The 14435-nt window shown below is 54.9% G+C and carries 15 protein-coding genes; 10 read left to right on the top strand and 5 right to left on the bottom strand.

Translation table 11 applies throughout. The annotated features are described in order from the left end of the window. The first annotated feature begins 62 nt into the window (after positions 1-62). The 4 genes from ACR0L4_RS13825 to ACR0L4_RS13810 all read left to right on the top strand — a co-directional run bounded on the left by ACR0L4_RS13825 (position 63) and on the right by ACR0L4_RS13810 (position 5767). Positions 63-1661 carry a fatty acid--CoA ligase gene (locus ACR0L4_RS13825; RefSeq protein ID WP_245223335.1) on the top strand — a complete coding sequence of 533 codons (1599 nt, stop codon included), beginning with the start codon at positions 63-65 and terminating at the stop codon, positions 1659-1661. A 16-nt stretch (positions 1662-1677) separates the two neighbouring features. Beyond that, a complete protein-coding gene (locus tag ACR0L4_RS13820; RefSeq protein ID WP_170686492.1) occupies positions 1678-2862 on the top strand; it encodes an acetyl-CoA C-acyltransferase in 1185 nt (394 codons plus the stop codon). 120 nt (positions 2863-2982) lie between these two features. Then, complete coding sequence (locus ACR0L4_RS13815; RefSeq protein ID WP_170570580.1) at positions 2983-4560, top strand: ABC transporter substrate-binding protein; 1578 nt, start codon at positions 2983-2985, stop codon at positions 4558-4560. Positions 4561-4663: 103 nt separating this feature from the next. Next, entirely contained in the window at positions 4664-5767 is a 1104-nt protein-coding gene (locus ACR0L4_RS13810) for a glycine cleavage T C-terminal barrel domain-containing protein (protein ID WP_170418349.1), read from the top strand. Positions 5768-6298: 531 nt separating this feature from the next. Here the strand turns inward: ACR0L4_RS13810 and ACR0L4_RS13805 are convergent. From ACR0L4_RS13805 to ACR0L4_RS13785, 5 genes are all read right to left on the bottom strand, one after another. Continuing rightward, positions 6299-6643 carry a type II toxin-antitoxin system RelE/ParE family toxin gene (locus ACR0L4_RS13805; protein ID WP_170418355.1) on the bottom strand — a complete coding sequence of 115 codons (345 nt, stop codon included), beginning with the start codon at positions 6641-6643 and terminating at the stop codon, positions 6299-6301. After that, positions 6633-6890: a ribbon-helix-helix domain-containing protein gene (locus ACR0L4_RS13800; RefSeq protein ID WP_170418358.1), complete on the bottom strand. Its 258-nt coding sequence runs from the start codon at positions 6888-6890 to the stop codon at positions 6633-6635. Before ACR0L4_RS13800 ends, ACR0L4_RS13805 begins: the two co-directional genes overlap by 11 nt. Before the next feature lie 632 nt (positions 6891-7522). Beyond that, positions 7523-8476, bottom strand: a complete 954-nt coding sequence (locus ACR0L4_RS13795; protein WP_170649820.1) for an autoinducer binding domain-containing protein — start codon at positions 8474-8476, stop codon at positions 7523-7525. Between the two features lie 187 nt (positions 8477-8663). Further along, the gene (locus ACR0L4_RS13790; protein WP_170686493.1) at positions 8664-9929 is read right to left on the bottom strand and encodes a helix-turn-helix domain-containing protein; all 1266 of its coding nucleotides are present in this window, start codon (positions 9927-9929) and stop codon (positions 8664-8666) included. A gap of 366 nt (positions 9930-10295) precedes the next feature. Then, a complete protein-coding gene (locus ACR0L4_RS13785; RefSeq protein WP_170686494.1) occupies positions 10296-11018 on the bottom strand; it encodes a hypothetical protein in 723 nt (240 codons plus the stop codon). 155 nt (positions 11019-11173) lie between these two features. On the opposite strand from ACR0L4_RS13785, the gene ACR0L4_RS13780 reads away from it, so the two are divergent. From ACR0L4_RS13780 to ACR0L4_RS13755, 6 genes are all read left to right on the top strand, one after another. After that, positions 11174-11530 (top strand): hypothetical protein, encoded by a 357-nt coding sequence (locus ACR0L4_RS13780; RefSeq protein WP_170686495.1) that lies wholly within the window; start codon positions 11174-11176, stop codon positions 11528-11530. A 51-nt stretch (positions 11531-11581) separates the two neighbouring features. Further along, the gene (locus ACR0L4_RS13775) at positions 11582-11995 is read left to right on the top strand and encodes a thermonuclease family protein (RefSeq protein ID WP_170686496.1); all 414 of its coding nucleotides are present in this window, start codon (positions 11582-11584) and stop codon (positions 11993-11995) included. 474 nt (positions 11996-12469) lie between these two features. Then, positions 12470-13093, top strand: coding sequence for a hypothetical protein (locus ACR0L4_RS13770; protein ID WP_152460688.1), 624 nt, complete (start codon positions 12470-12472; stop codon positions 13091-13093). Further along, positions 13090-13515, top strand: coding sequence for a TSCPD domain-containing protein (locus ACR0L4_RS13765; protein WP_152460687.1), 426 nt, complete (start codon positions 13090-13092; stop codon positions 13513-13515). The genes ACR0L4_RS13770 and ACR0L4_RS13765 overlap by 4 nt, the downstream gene beginning before the upstream one ends. Next, positions 13512-14156 carry a lytic transglycosylase domain-containing protein gene (locus ACR0L4_RS13760; protein WP_152460686.1) on the top strand — a complete coding sequence of 215 codons (645 nt, stop codon included), beginning with the start codon at positions 13512-13514 and terminating at the stop codon, positions 14154-14156. Before ACR0L4_RS13765 ends, ACR0L4_RS13760 begins: the two co-directional genes overlap by 4 nt. Further along, positions 14153-14434 (top strand): HAD family hydrolase, encoded by a 282-nt coding sequence (locus ACR0L4_RS13755; RefSeq protein WP_152460685.1) that lies wholly within the window; start codon positions 14153-14155, stop codon positions 14432-14434. Before ACR0L4_RS13760 ends, ACR0L4_RS13755 begins: the two co-directional genes overlap by 4 nt. Position 14435 lies beyond the last annotated feature (1 nt).

Here is a 14435-nt window from a genome sequence, read left to right as displayed (position 1 = left end):
AGATTTTGTTGTTTGTTCCGCAGGGCTGGAGAACGCAAAGACTGGGGCGATCGGAGATGCCCATGACTGCCTATTCCTACCCATTGTTGATCAAGCAAATCCTCGCCACGCCGCTGGCAAACACGCCAGATCAGGAGATTGTACACGCCGATACGAAGCGGTATGACTATCGCACTTTTGCCAGGCGCGTCGGCCAGGCTGCAGGGGCGTTGCGCTCACTTGGCGTGGGTGAGGGTAGCGTTGTGGCCGTTCTGGATTGGGACAGCCATCGGTATCTCGAGTGTTTCTTTGCTATTCCGATGATCGGGGCCACGCTGCATACCGTGAACATCCGATTGTCGCCGGATCAGATCCTCTACACGATCAACCATGCAGAGGACGACGTAATCCTGTGCCACGTCGACTTTTTGCCACTTCTACTCGAGATCTCTGAGCGGATCGAGCGGCCTTGGCGGTTGGTAATCCTCAGCGACGATGGGGTGTTCCCCGAGGTGGAGTCCTCGGAAGGCGAGTACGAGGCCCTGCTGCAGCAGTGCGAACCGGAGCAAGAATTCCCGGATTTTGACGAGAATATCCGAGCGACGCTTTTCTACACGACCGGTACCACAGGTGATCCCAAGGGGGTCAGCTACTCCCAGCGCCAACTGGTTTTGCACACAATGGCGGTCGCGGCCGGGTTAGGCCCGGTACCAGGCGGCGGGCTGAACCGGAGCGATGTCTACATGCCGATAACCCCGCTGTTTCATGTGCATGGTTGGGGCATACCCTATGTCGCCACATTGATGGGCCTTAAACAAGTCTATCCAGGTCGTTACGATCCCGCCCGCCTTTTGGGGCTAATCGAAAAGCACGGTGTTACGTTCTCGCATTGTGTACCGACGATACTTGCGATGCTTCTGAATGCACCTGAAGTCGCGCAAACAGATCTCAGCAACTGGAAGGTCATCATAGGCGGTTCTGCTCTGTCCGAAGGTCTGGCAAGGCAGGCATTAGAGCACGGAGTTGACGTGCACGCTGCCTATGGCATGTCAGAGACCTGTCCGTTCCTGACAGTGGCGGACATGATGGCCACGCGGGACCCGCAAACACCGCTGAGTGCTCGGATTGCAACAGGAAAACCCGCGCCATTTGTGCAAATCCGTGTGGTTGATGGGGATATGAACGATGCCCCTCGCGATGGAAGGACGACGGGAGAAATTGTGGCGCGCGCGCCCTGGCTAACTCAAGGTTATCTGAAAAACGAGGCCGGGACGGGGGCACTTTGGCAAGGCGGCTGGCTGCATACTGGAGATGTCGGGTTCATCGACGAAACGGGCACGTTGCGGATCACCGACCGGGTTAAAGATGTGATCAAGACCGGAGGCGAATGGGTGTCTTCGCTTGAATTGGAAAACCTCGCGAGCACCGTTGAAGGTGTGAGTGAAGCGGCCGCCATTGGCGTTCCAGACACGAAATGGGGGGAACGCCCTATGCTGATTGTTACCTGCTGTGATGAAACCGAAAAAACCTACGACCGTCTTCGTATGGCGTTCGATGTGGCGGTTGACCAAGGGGCGATTTCGAAATGGGCGATCCCAGACCGGATTGAATTTACCGACAGCTTGCCAAGAACGTCGGTTGGCAAACTGGACAAGAAGGCCCTTAGGGCCCGGTTCATCTAATAGGAAGGTTCGTGATATGAAAGATGTCGTTGTCGTATCAACCGCTCGAACACCCATAGGGTTGGCTTTCAAGGGTGCCTTCAATAACTCGAAGTCGCCGACACTCGCTGGACACGCCATACGAGCCGCCGTCAGTCGGGCCGGTATCGATCCAGCAGAGGTAGAAGATGTGGTGCTGGGATCGGTCCTGACCGCTGGGACTGCCGGCCTGAACATCGCCCGCCTGGCAGCGCTTGCAGGTGGTCTCCCGGCAACGGCTGCAGCCCAGACTCTCGATCGTCAATGTGCCTCGGGCCTGATGGCCATTGCCACAGCGGCAAAACAGATTTCGGTCGACGGAATGGGCATTGTCGTGGCGGGAGGACAAGAAAACATTTCCGCGGTGCAGGCCAGGTATTTCGACTGGGTTATGGACGAAAAAGACCCAGCGGTAGTCCAAGCCTCAGAGCACGCGTATATGCCGATGCTTGTAACCGCCGAAAATGTAGCGCGTCTGCACGGGGTAACTCGTGAGGCACAGGATGAATTCGCGGCACTGTCGCAAACGCGCACGGCCGCCGCCCAGGCTGCAGGAGCATTCGACGATGAAATCGTACCTGTAACAGCGACCAAGCTGGTCAAAAACCGCGAATCTGGCGAAATTACCGAAGAAACCGTTACGATTAGGCAAGACGAAGGCAACCGGCCGGGAACGACAATCGAAACGCTTGCGGGGCTGAAGCCGGTTGTTGAAGCCGGTGTCGTGACCGCAGGAAACGCGAGCCAATTGTCCGACGGGGCATCGGCCTGTGTGCTGATGTCGGCCCGTATGGCCGAACGGCGCGGCTTCGCTCCACTAGGCGTATACCGGGGCCTTGCTGTGGCAGGTTGCGCTCCGGAGGAGATGGGCATGGGACCAGTTTATGCTGTTCCGAAGCTACTGGAGCGTGCCGGATTGAAAGTGGATGACGTTGGTCTTTGGGAATTGAACGAGGCATTCGCAGCCCAGGCCATTCCCTGCCGGGATCAGCTGGGTATTGACCCCGAAAGGCTAAACGTGAATGGCGGCGCGATTTCCGTCGGTCACCCCTATGGAATGACTGGCTCCCGGTTGGTTGGCCACGCGTTGATTGAGGCGAAGCGGCGCGGGGTTCGGTATGTTGTCGTCACCATGTGCGTCGGCGGTGGTATGGGTGCAGCCGGGCTTTTCGAAGTCTGCTGACATTTCCATAACCTCAGTTATGGCAATGTCATGGAATCGGTTGTTTGTGTACCGGGTGCCGTCCGCTCAAACTTCGATGAACAGCGGGTGCAACCCGCATCGGTCATCTGGGAGGAAAAAATGTCCGACATCGATAGCTTGGTACGCCAATATAAGGCGGGATCGCTCAGTCGTCGCGGTTTTTTCAAACGCGCAGGCGCTTTTGGTTTATTGGTGCCCACAGCCAGCGGCATTCTTGCCCAGGCAGGTCCCGCATACGCTCAGTCGCCAACACGCGGTGGTTGGCTGCGGATCGCGCAGGGCAACACCGATGATACCCTAGAGCCCGTCAGGATGACGGATACTTCGGATGCAGTCTACGGCAATTGCGTCTACCAGCGATTGACTCGTTTGCTACCCTCGCTTGAGGTCGAAGGCGACGCTGCAGAGGAATGGAGTGTCAACGATGCAGCTACCGAATGGACATTCAAGTTGCGCGATGGCCTAGTTTTCCACAACGGTCAGAACGTCACCTCAGCCGATGTAGTCGAAAGCCTGTCGCGCCACATTGCCGAGGGTTCGGAATCGCCTGCCAAGGCTCTGCTTTCGACAGTCACTGCAATCGATGCACCCGATGCTATGACCGTAAAGATCACCTTGTCCTCGGGCAATGCAGACCTGCCGGTGATCATGTCAGACTACCATCTGTCCATCCATCCAGCCGGGCACAGCGATTTCACGAATGCAATTGGCTCCGGCCCGTTCAAGGTGATGGAATTCATTCCCGGCGAGCGAGTGGTTTTCGAACGTTTCGAAAACTACTATGAGGACGGTAAGCCTTACTTAGATGGCTTGGATTTCATCCCTGTTCCGGACGCAAACGCAATGTTGAGCGCGTTGTTAGCGGGGGATGTAGACTCCGTATACGACGTTCCGGCCTTCGCTGTTGATCAGCTCAACTCCAACGACGCTGTGACGCTTCACAATACACCGACTGGTTCGTTTACCAACATGGTGATGATGGTGGACCGCGCTCCGACAAATGACGCGAATTTCCGTAAAGGTGTCAAACACGCGTTGGACCGTGAACTTGTTTTGAACCAGGTGTTCAAGGGAATAGGTACTATTTCAGCAGACACACCGATTGGCCCGACCTACAAGTACTGGTGCCCGGACGCAAAGCCTGCCGAATACGATCCCGACAAGGCAAAGTTCTACTTCGACAAGGCAGGGGTTTCGGGCTTCGACCTCCATACGTCCGAGACTGCTGGGAATTCGGCAAACGACATTGCTTTGACTTTCCAGCAATCTGCAAAGGGAGCGGTAGATGTAAATGTGATAAAAACCCCATCGGACGGGTACTGGACCCACACCTGGATGCAGAAACCAATGACCATGTCGGGTTGGAACGCTCGACCTACTGTCGATGCCTTCCTGACCATCGCTCACATGAAAGGTGGCAGTTGGAACGAAACCATGTGGGGTTCTGACGAATTCGATTCCATGATCCTGGCGGCCCGCGCCGAATTGGATGAGGCAAAACGCGCGCAGATGTATTGCGACATGTTGCATATGATGAACGACGATGGCGGCTTTGTGAACGCCGTGTTCCAGAACCAACTTGAGGCAACAGCACAAAACGTCATGGGGTACACACCCCATCCGGTTGGAACTCTTGGTGGGTTTGGTCAGACTCTACGCAATATCTGGCTTACCTAAGGCTGCTTTCTCCCCGTCAGTGGCACCAGTCAACTGACCTTTGGTCGCCGGTTCCACCCGGACCGGCGGCCTTCTCTTGTCTCCCTTAAATCGCGATCAAGCCATGTTCTCTATTTCTCCGTCCACGCGTCTGCGCACATCACCCTTCTATGAGGCCACCTTGGCCGATGGTGTGTGTGCCATGACAACTTACAATCACATGTTGATGCCGACCTCCTATGGCAGCCCAGAGGAGGAGTACTGGCGCATCATCAACGATGTCTCGATGTGGGATGTTGCGGTAGAGCGGCAAGTGCAGCTAAAGGGCCCAGATGCCGGGCGTCTGGCGCAAATCCTTGCGCCGCGAGACCTTTCAAAATGCAAGATGGGCCAAGGCAAGTATGTTCCACTTTGCAACCACCATGGCGTGCTTATCAACGATCCAATCCTGCTGAAGCTGGACCAAGACCGCTACTGGCTGTCTATCGCGGACAGCAATATCTGGTTCTGGGCCGAAGCCGTCGCACGAGAGCGCGGATTGGATGTGGAAGTCAGTGAGCCTGATGTCTCACCTCTGGCCGTGCAGGGTCCCAAGGCGGAAACTGTGGTTGCCTCGATCTTTGGTGATTGGGTGCGAGACCTGAAATACTTCTGGTTCCGGGAAACCGAAATTGACGGTATTCCGGTCGCCGTCGCCCGGTCGGGCTGGTCCAAACAAGGTGGGTTCGAGATTTACCTGATGGATAGTGCCAAAGGCACTGCACTCTGGAACATCGTCAAAGAGGCAGGCCAGCCACACGGTATTGGTCCAGGGAACCCCAACTGGAGTGAGCGAGTCGAGAGCGGTCTCGTTTCCTATGGAGGCGACACCGATGGACAGACCAATCCCTACGAAGTCCGCATGGGCAAATATGTGGACTTGCATGTGCCTGACGACACGATTGGGATCGATGCGTTGCGCCGTATTGCGGATGAGGGGCCGAAACGGCATCAGTTGGGGGTTGTACTGGACGCTGGCAGTCCTGCAAATCCAGAATTCACTTGGAACGACATAGAGAAAGGGGGGGTAAAAATTGGTGATTTGACGACGTGCGCCTGGTCTTTCCGGATGAAAAAGAATATCGGCTTTGCTTTGGTCTCGGTCGATGCCGAACCCGGCGACAGGGTCACGGTAAAACGTGGCGCTGGACCGGTTGGCGGAACGCTTTGCGAGTTGCCTTTTCTCTGAGAGCACGACGGACCTGGTCACCAAAACGAAAGGGCAAATTCCGATTATTCAATGAACCGATGTGCTTTTCGTCGGGTCGCCCAACCCTTGTTGTCCCACACACTCATGTGGCCGAAGAACTCATCCAGATCTGCTCCATCGCCAGTGGTGCAGATCACCACGTCTAGGTAGAATTTTTCGACCACTAGCAAGTTCAATGGCGCGGAGCGAGAAGCCGACGGGTCGCTAACGGCGCTGACTGACCAGTTTTTAGCCCAGAGACAAAACCAACACCCAGACCGTACGTTTTTGCGTCTTTCAGGATCGGGAAACCACCAACCATCTCATGACCAAAGCTCACCAATCGCGCAGATCCAGCTCTGAGTGGACCACTCTCCTCCATGACCCTGATGGCATCCAGACTGAAATCCTTGGCTAGGTCTTAGTTTTGAACCGCAGGAATGCACTCGAGATTCAGCACTGTTCGGCTATTAAAAGGTAGCCGACTTATGAGAACTGCCGGCCGATCGCTCGGCCAATGTATGCGTGGGGTCAGGACAATAGGCGCAGCAGAATGTGCGCATCGTGGTTTTGACCACTATAGAAGACAGCGAGTACGCGTACGATCAGTTTGTCATCGTCGACTTCAAAATAAATGATCGCTTTGATCTTGGTTACGTTCCGAATGTTATTGCCGAGATGTGGTCTTAGGGTGCCTTGATGTGGAACGTTCGCCAGGCTTTCGAGGCTCTCCTGAATCTCTATGACGCGCTTCTCAGCGCGCAGAAAAGCGGTTTCCAGATCTTCGCCAAAGTGCTCAGCGGTTTCAACAAGATAGTCAAATATGAGATCGAGATCTGAGGTGACTTCTTCGGCGCGAACGACTTTATAGACCACGCGCAGCCCGCTTGCGTGCGATCATGTCTTTGGTACGCTCCTTGCCCTCTTCGAGAGTAGTGAAGGTTCCGTTTCGACGCTGATCCAGCAGCTCTCGCAGTGCGTCAGTGTTTTGCGATTGCTCACGCATCAGTTCAAGCCCATGCTGAAGCACGGCGGACAGGCTGGCGTAATGACCTTGGGCGACAAGATTCCGCGCGTAGGCGTCTTGTGACTCAGTCAGCGATATTGATGCTTTAACGCTCATATCAAGCCTCATGTATACTACTGAGTAGTATAAGCTGCTGCAAACAACAGTCAATATTGGGCGCGAACGAACGTGTTTTATTGCCATTACTATCCAGAAACAAACTTCCCTGCATATCCCTCTATATCGTATTGGCACGCCAACGCCGTTCAAAGGAATCTGATCCCCGCGCATTGATATCGGTTGAGCCCAAGTTCTTCGGTTCGAGGATGAGCTTTTGTCCAGCACCCTATCGGGGCAATGCTATCTGACCCAGTCTCGCTTACGTTTTGGGTGCGGGCACCCCGCTAGAGCCGTTTGAAAGATATTCCGTTGAAGGTGAACAACAAACGATTGTCCTGACCGTAGAAGTCGAGCCGCGTCTTGACAACGAAGTCGTCTTCCTGCGCAAGGGTAACAGCTTTTCTTACCCTTCGATGATCGCACACCGGCTTCACAATTAAATAAACAAAGAGGCCTCGATGGTCTGGGGATACTGCCGGTACGTATCATCTGGTAAGGCCAAGCGCATGTTCGCCATCTGGGGTACGGATAACTATGGTTATGAAGTCATTCTAAAACGCAGAAGTGAAATTATGTGAAACTTGCGCCTGCGGTCTTTTCAAAGACGAAGCAGTTCGTTTTAGCAGAATTCAGAGATACCTGATCCGCAATCTTTGATCACGGTTACACGCAAGTTCCTCGACCACCTCGTTTGCGCTCAAGTTAAACTCTCTCGCGAGATCCGTGATCTGGACCGGCTGAAAGCTATCAGCGTTCCGAACCAGTCTGCCGTCTTCAAAAGCGATAAACTCGTGAGACCTGCCACCCCAACGGACGATCCCACCGCATAGTCGCTGACTTTCCATATTGACCAGTTCGGCAACAGGGTCGGCAAAGAAATCGCTCCACTTAAGAAATCCAGTACTGACTGCCCGCGCCACTGCCTGTTCAATCGTCCGGCTTTTGAGTTTGGTGGTGATTGAAGCAGTCAGTGCCTCTACCATTCGCGAAGAGTGCCCCGTCTGCCTGGCAATGACAGACGGTATCAAACCCGACGCGAACATCTTCAACACATCCAGCTCATCGCCGGACAGGGAATCCGAGGGAAAGTTGAAGACTGTATCGATGACATCAAGCGCAAGCAGATGGAGAACCTGTGCCTCATGTCGTAGGGCAGGGAGCATCTTTGCGACCGAGGCGTCCCACTCGAACCGGGGCAGATTGGACGTAACCGTGAATACACCACGCTCACCAAACGGGTTGATGACCGGAATTGAAAGGCCATTCTGACCCACACCAAATTCTCTAGCAGCATCAAATAGCGGTGCGTGTTCACGCTGATCATCAAACACAGCCCAATCAATTGGTGCAATCATTGCGGCGCCAAACCGGATGAGGGGATCAACCAGAACCAGGTCGTTGTCGACGTAATGCCTGACCCATTCAGCGGGGAATGTTGTGCAACCGTGGACAACGTTGTGATGCTTGTCGATATGGGCATAGGACGCATTCTCCAGTCCGAACCTGGAGCAAATTTCCTGAAGGCGCGCCTCCCCGGTCTGCCTGAAATCCAACTCCGACCTGCCAATATCTGCGATTTTCATAGATCGACTTTCTGTTCCGCGTTGCCGTTGGGGCCGATTAGCAAGCTAAAGCTGAACAAACCACTCGGGAATTCCCGTAGCCAATCAAAGATCTGAATACTGTTCTGTTCTGGAGGCGGAAACATAGCAAAAACCTGCCGATGAGACACATGAATTGGAGAAGCTGGCGACGCATAACCCGGCACAGCTAAAGGCCGTCTTCCTCCTCACGAGCTCTTCGCGCCAACAGCCCCATGAAACTGGAAATCAGGTTCAACTCCCCGCGCTCATCTGCGTGCACCATACCGCGTAGATATCCGCCCGGATTAACCACTGGCGGCAACCGTGGATCGCTCAGCCTCGCGTCTGTGATCAACCCGGCCAGGATTGCACCCATCACGGTCAATCGGTCAATCGCCGCGTGCCAGGCGGAGACATTGGTGCCAATCTCCGAAAGTCGGGACCAAACACCGGTCTCAATCGCGTAGAGCGACGGGCTGGAGTTCTGATCTCCGCCACTGGCGATATCGATATGCATGCGCAGCTCGGGTGAGGCTAGTTCATACAGGATGCGATTGTTCACCCGAGGCGGGTTTTGGGCCTTGCATGATATCAGATCCGTCGGATGATTGCTTTCTAAGCAATTCGGAGGGCCGTCAGGCCCGGAGCCAGAACAATCTGGTTCCGAGGCTTTAGCCGAGGACATTGTCTCCTCGCCATCGGCGTTACAGGACAGAATTTCTTCTTCAATTTGGTCTTGTATATGGGACCCGAAGCAAGCTTCGGGTTCACCCGAAATTTCACCACGTTTAGCGACATGATCTTCGATCGTTCTCCAAAGGTCATAAGCCGCCTGAACATGCAGACTGAGCTCATCCAACGACAGGTATTTCAGCTTGTCAGCACGCGGCCAGGTTTCAAATTCAGCCAACAAATCGTTAGCGCCGACAGGAGGGCAGGGGAGTGAGACAAGAACCGCCAGGCTGTGCTTCACATATCGGTAAAGCCGTGATCGATCACCGCGCAACTCATCATGTTCTTTCTTTTCGGCCTTGCTTCGCACCTCCGCGTCGAGCATTTCAGATATGAGATCCAGGGCAGGGGTCAGGAAGAGGCCAAGCCCCTTGCGCTTACACCGCGCCCCATTTGCGCCAAGCCTGCGTTCGATCAATCCAATGGCTTCCAGCTCGCGTTCGTGATTGTGGGTTGTCCGATCTGTCACGCCACGCCCAGCGATCAGTGTTTCCTGGCGAGCGTAGCAAAAGGGTTCCTGAGACGGATCGCGAAATGCACATGGCGAGATCATGTCGATGATGATCTCAAAGGTGCGAATACACTGGGCTGATGCGCCTCTGATCTGTGCATAACTCACGCAGAGCTGCCGAAACCTGTCACGGTTCCAGCCTTCCGGCAGGCCGTTGTGGAAATGCAAAGCGCTTTGACATTGGGCAGATGAGATATGTCGAAGACTCATGGCTTCGACCTCATTGGGCAGAGGCCGGGATTGTCATAGCAGTATCGCGGGACGGTGAATTCGGTTTGATGGAATAGCTTCATTTTCTACTTCTCGTGGACGAAGCAAAGCGGGTTGAACCTCAGCGAAAAGACAGAGAAAAACCGTTCGCACAGATGCGTTTATCCTTGTCAGAATTTTTGGAGTTTCCTATACATCAGGTGATCAAACGTGAATTAGGAAGATCCCCGCTGAGGCCCCGCCTTGCGGGGGTTTTTTGTTTTGGGATTACGGTGTTCCTCTGGCCAAGAAGGCCTGGTTGCCAATGTGGCTGGCACGTTCACTGACTTCCGAAGGGCAACGCATTCATCCACTGCGCAAACAACGTTAGTATCGGATGAGTTCGTAATCGCTGAACCCGAATATGTCGGTCCACTCGACACCAACGCCACGGAAATAGCTGGGAGGTTCACAACGATTGCCGAGTGGCAGCCAAGAAGGGATTGGGGCAGGAGCGCGCTGGGACCATTGAAAGCTTACGTTGTCGTCATAGCTGCCAACGACAAGATCAAGCGAACGCTCGCAATCGCCCTCTCGCGACCGACGGCGATAGCTATAGTGGCGCACATCCCAAACCCTGATGGACCTCACAACGTCGAAATCGGAAGAGGAAAGATCGACGCTGATCGGGGTGGCTTGGAAACCGTCACCGTATTGGCCGTGATGTGCATCGATCCTTCCTATCGAGATCGCTGCGTCTACCAGTATTGGCTTAGCGGTGTCATCCGATGGAAGCTCTGGAACTGGGCTAGCACTGGTGCGCTTGATGGCTTCCAACCGTTCCATAGGACCCAAGTCCGAGGGGCTGTGTGACGTATTCATCGGACAGCGCCAGAGTTGAAGCGGCGGTTCGACCGGATAGGGTGTGATGCGCCGAGTGAACTCCGCCTTGGCTGCGACGCAATCAGCCGAACTTGGCCAACCCCCGGCCAGGCAAAGGAATATGGCACAGTCAATTGGATAGGAACTGGCCTGCGTGGCCGGCAGTGCAGCGAGTGCAACTGCAAGGGCCTTCACGTGGGTTCGAATTCCGGGCCTTGAATGGTTCATGATGGTGTCTCCTGCTTGCGAATCGCCTAAGCAATATCCGGCCAATATATTTCTGACAATCCAATATCGTATATTGGCGTACTTTCTTATATTGACGTAGATTGTGTTTTAGTCCACAACTTTTGGATGTAGAAGACGGCCCATAGGGGGTCGTCATGGCGGACAACAAGAGACAATACACTGTGGTAACCATCGAGATGGTCCGGGGCCTGAAAGAGGATCAGGTTCCCTTTACATGCCGCTACGAATTTATCGGACTCGCTTCCCTTGGACGACCTAAGTACCACTGCATTTACAGCTCGCCGAACTATGTCGGGGCCTTGTGCAAGTCGAAGATCTCTCGAGCGGGCGCTGAGCCCAGAGAGTTCGATCTTTGGCCGGGGCTTTTTAAGCATCATCAGGAATTTGGTGATGGGCGCGTTCTCTGCGTCAAATCAGACTACACAATCGAGTCGATCACTCCCGAAGGTCTTGAGGCGGCGCAGGCTCTGGACGCGAAATCCGAAACCTAACAATCGGCCATACGCGAACGCACAGCCGACCTGTGAATATGGGTTACGCGCATGAAACGGCTTTTGTTTCTCGGCGCTACGCTCTCGTCTTTGTTCATTGCAGCGGTCTGGATAGAACCATCAAAACGAACGAAGGTCCTGAGTGCATCCGAGGTGATTACCGTTGACGGTGACACAATCGACCATGGTGAAGACCGGTACCGGCTTGTTGGCTTCGATACGCCTGAGACCTACCGGCCGCAGTGCCATGCGGAAAAGGCTCTGGGATTGAAAGCGAAAGCAAGGCTGACAGAGCTCATCCAGACGGCGGACCAGATAGAGTTGATCATCCAACCAGACCTGGACGTGCATGACCGCTTCCTAGCGGTTGGGTGTGTGGCTGGGCAGGACGTCGGGGCCATCCTGATTTCCGAGGGTCTCGCCCGACCATACAACGGTGGCAAACGCCGGTCCTGGTGCGGCTGAAGGAAAGGGGCAAACAACGATTTAATGACAACAGAACGAAACCACTGAGTAATAAGCGGTCCTGTCGATTGCGCCAACAACCGACAGGACAAGAAACGCCCCAAATCCATCCGGGCATTCCTCCAACATCAAGAGAGAACTGTACTATGGTAAAAACAGTAGTCCTAGATGCCGATCCTAGATCGGACAGCACCGCGCCAGAGTCAATGGGTGCAACCGTGGACAATGAACCTGCACCTCCGATCCCTTAGCGCTGTCTGACGATTGAGGCGCGCGGGACATCCGAACGTTTCAGCCAAAACATCTGACTAAGAGATCCGAACCAGACATTGGTCTTTTGCGGCGCCACTGAAGGTTCAGTGCTGTGTCCCAGCACCCGATTCCCCACCGCTCAGATGACCTGAAGTCGACCCCATAATAGTAATTATGTAAAAACTACTGACCTATTTTTTGAAAGGCGGAAAGGTGATCACAGTGGCCTTCGACACTATCGAAAGCAAGATTGATCGGCGCTGGGTGCCTGCCGCCCAGAGCTTCGAGCAAGCCCGTAAGGACATTCTCACCGTAATCCGCCACCTTGCCGGAGAACGGTCAACCATCAAGCGCGGAATGCGCGAATACTGGCTGGAAAGCGATGCCCGCGCCACGGCTTTCGGAATCGCGCTCGAAATGTTCCATGTCCTCAATGATCTTGAGTATGTCCGTGCAAATCGGCTCTACAAAGCCTTGAAGTTGCACGCAGACGTTAACAAGGCGTTGGGTCCGAAAGAGCTGTTCCGCTTTGCTTCACCGGAAAAGGCCGCTGCGCTCATCCAAAGCAGCAGCCGAGCAAACTATGCCAACTCATACGCAACCCTGAAATTCGGTTGCGACCTGTCAGGCACAATCGACGCCGACACCGCGCGCGACGTTCTGAACCGGCATGAAGCCCTTTGGTTCGTTTACCCAAACGCCACCTATCACGTTCACCTGATCCGTGAGGGTGTCTGGCTGGACATCGTTATGCCGCTTGAAGTGGTCGTTGAGCTGCGCCTTGAAGTGGATTTCGCAATGCAAATCCGACAAGCGGAACTTGATGCGCAGGGAGCTTTGTCATGAACAAGCCTGCGCGCAAAGTTCTTCCTGATCGTCGGCTGGCTGAAACACGCCGCGTTGAAACTCCGCAAGGGCACACTGCCTTTGTCACCATCGGGTATGATCCGGCGTCGCCAATCAAACCCCGTGAAGTGTTCTATAGCGGCGGTTTTCGCTCTGGCAGCGACCTCGAATACCATCTGCATGATCTGTGCGTTCTGATTTCGCTGTTGCTGCAGCACGGCGTAGCAGCTTCGTTTCTGTCGCGCTCTATCGCTCGCAAGACTTCGGCCCTTGGTGGCGAAGAATACGCAAGTCTCGCAGGCTGGTTGGTGGATGCTGTCAGCATTCCGCCGTCCTGGACTGATGAGTACGTGGCCGCGACCGGCGACGAACAGAACCCCTCCAATTCCTCGCCAACTCAAGCAAAGGAGAAATCCGAATGATCGCAGCAATGCGGCCCCTTCTGCTCGTCTCCACGGCATTTGTGGCGACCGGCGCAAGCGCCCAGGTCATCGAATACGAGCCGGATGGCAGCGTGTTTCTGAACGGTGCGCGGGCAGAAATCGTCAATGGCGTCGTTCGGCCAATCCGGATGCGTGAGTACACGCTTGACGAAAAACCGGAAGCGCCGAAGGCCAAGCCACAGGAAAAGATCGAGATTGCGGGCAAGGCACCGCGGCCTCGCAGATCCTCGGGCGGCTGGTCGCAGGAGCGGATCGTCAAAGAAATCCACGCAGCGGCGGAACGCCATGACATTCCGGCCGAGTTGTTCATGGCGCTGGTCTGGCAGGAAAGCCGGTATCGGGCTGACGCTCTGTCACCCAAGGGTGCCTATGGCTTCGCACAGCTCATGCCCGGAACGGCGAAAGACCTGGGCGTGAACCCAAAGAACCCTGCAGAAAATCTCGACGGTGGTGCCCGCTATTTGGCGGCGCAGTACCGCGAGTTCGGAACCTGGAAGCTGGCGCTTGCCGCCTACAACGCCGGGCCTCACCGCGTCGTCGAATACGGCGGCGTCCCCCCCTTCACCGAAACCCGCAATTACGTGCGGATCATCCTAAGCAAAGTGAGCACTTCCTCATGAAAAGAACCCACTTCTACCAGCAGATGGCGTTTTTCGCGATCACTGCGTTCATCATCACAGCAGCGCCCGCCTCCGCTGGCTGGCTGCAAGATGCCATTGGCGATTTCATCAACGAAACGCTGGCCGACTCGAAGGTCGTTGGCGTCAGCCTTGCCGCTGTCGGCTTCATCTGGGGCTGTCTCGCCTACGTGTTCGGCTGGGGTTCGCTGAAAGGCCCGGTAATCGCTATCGTCGTCGGCGCTGTTATCGGCCTCGCTGATACATTCATCGGAGGCTGAT

This window comes from Ruegeria sp. AB5 (assembly GCF_056542645.1).
Note: the sequence above shows the minus strand (reverse complement) of the source record. Positions and strands in the feature narration are given on the sequence as shown.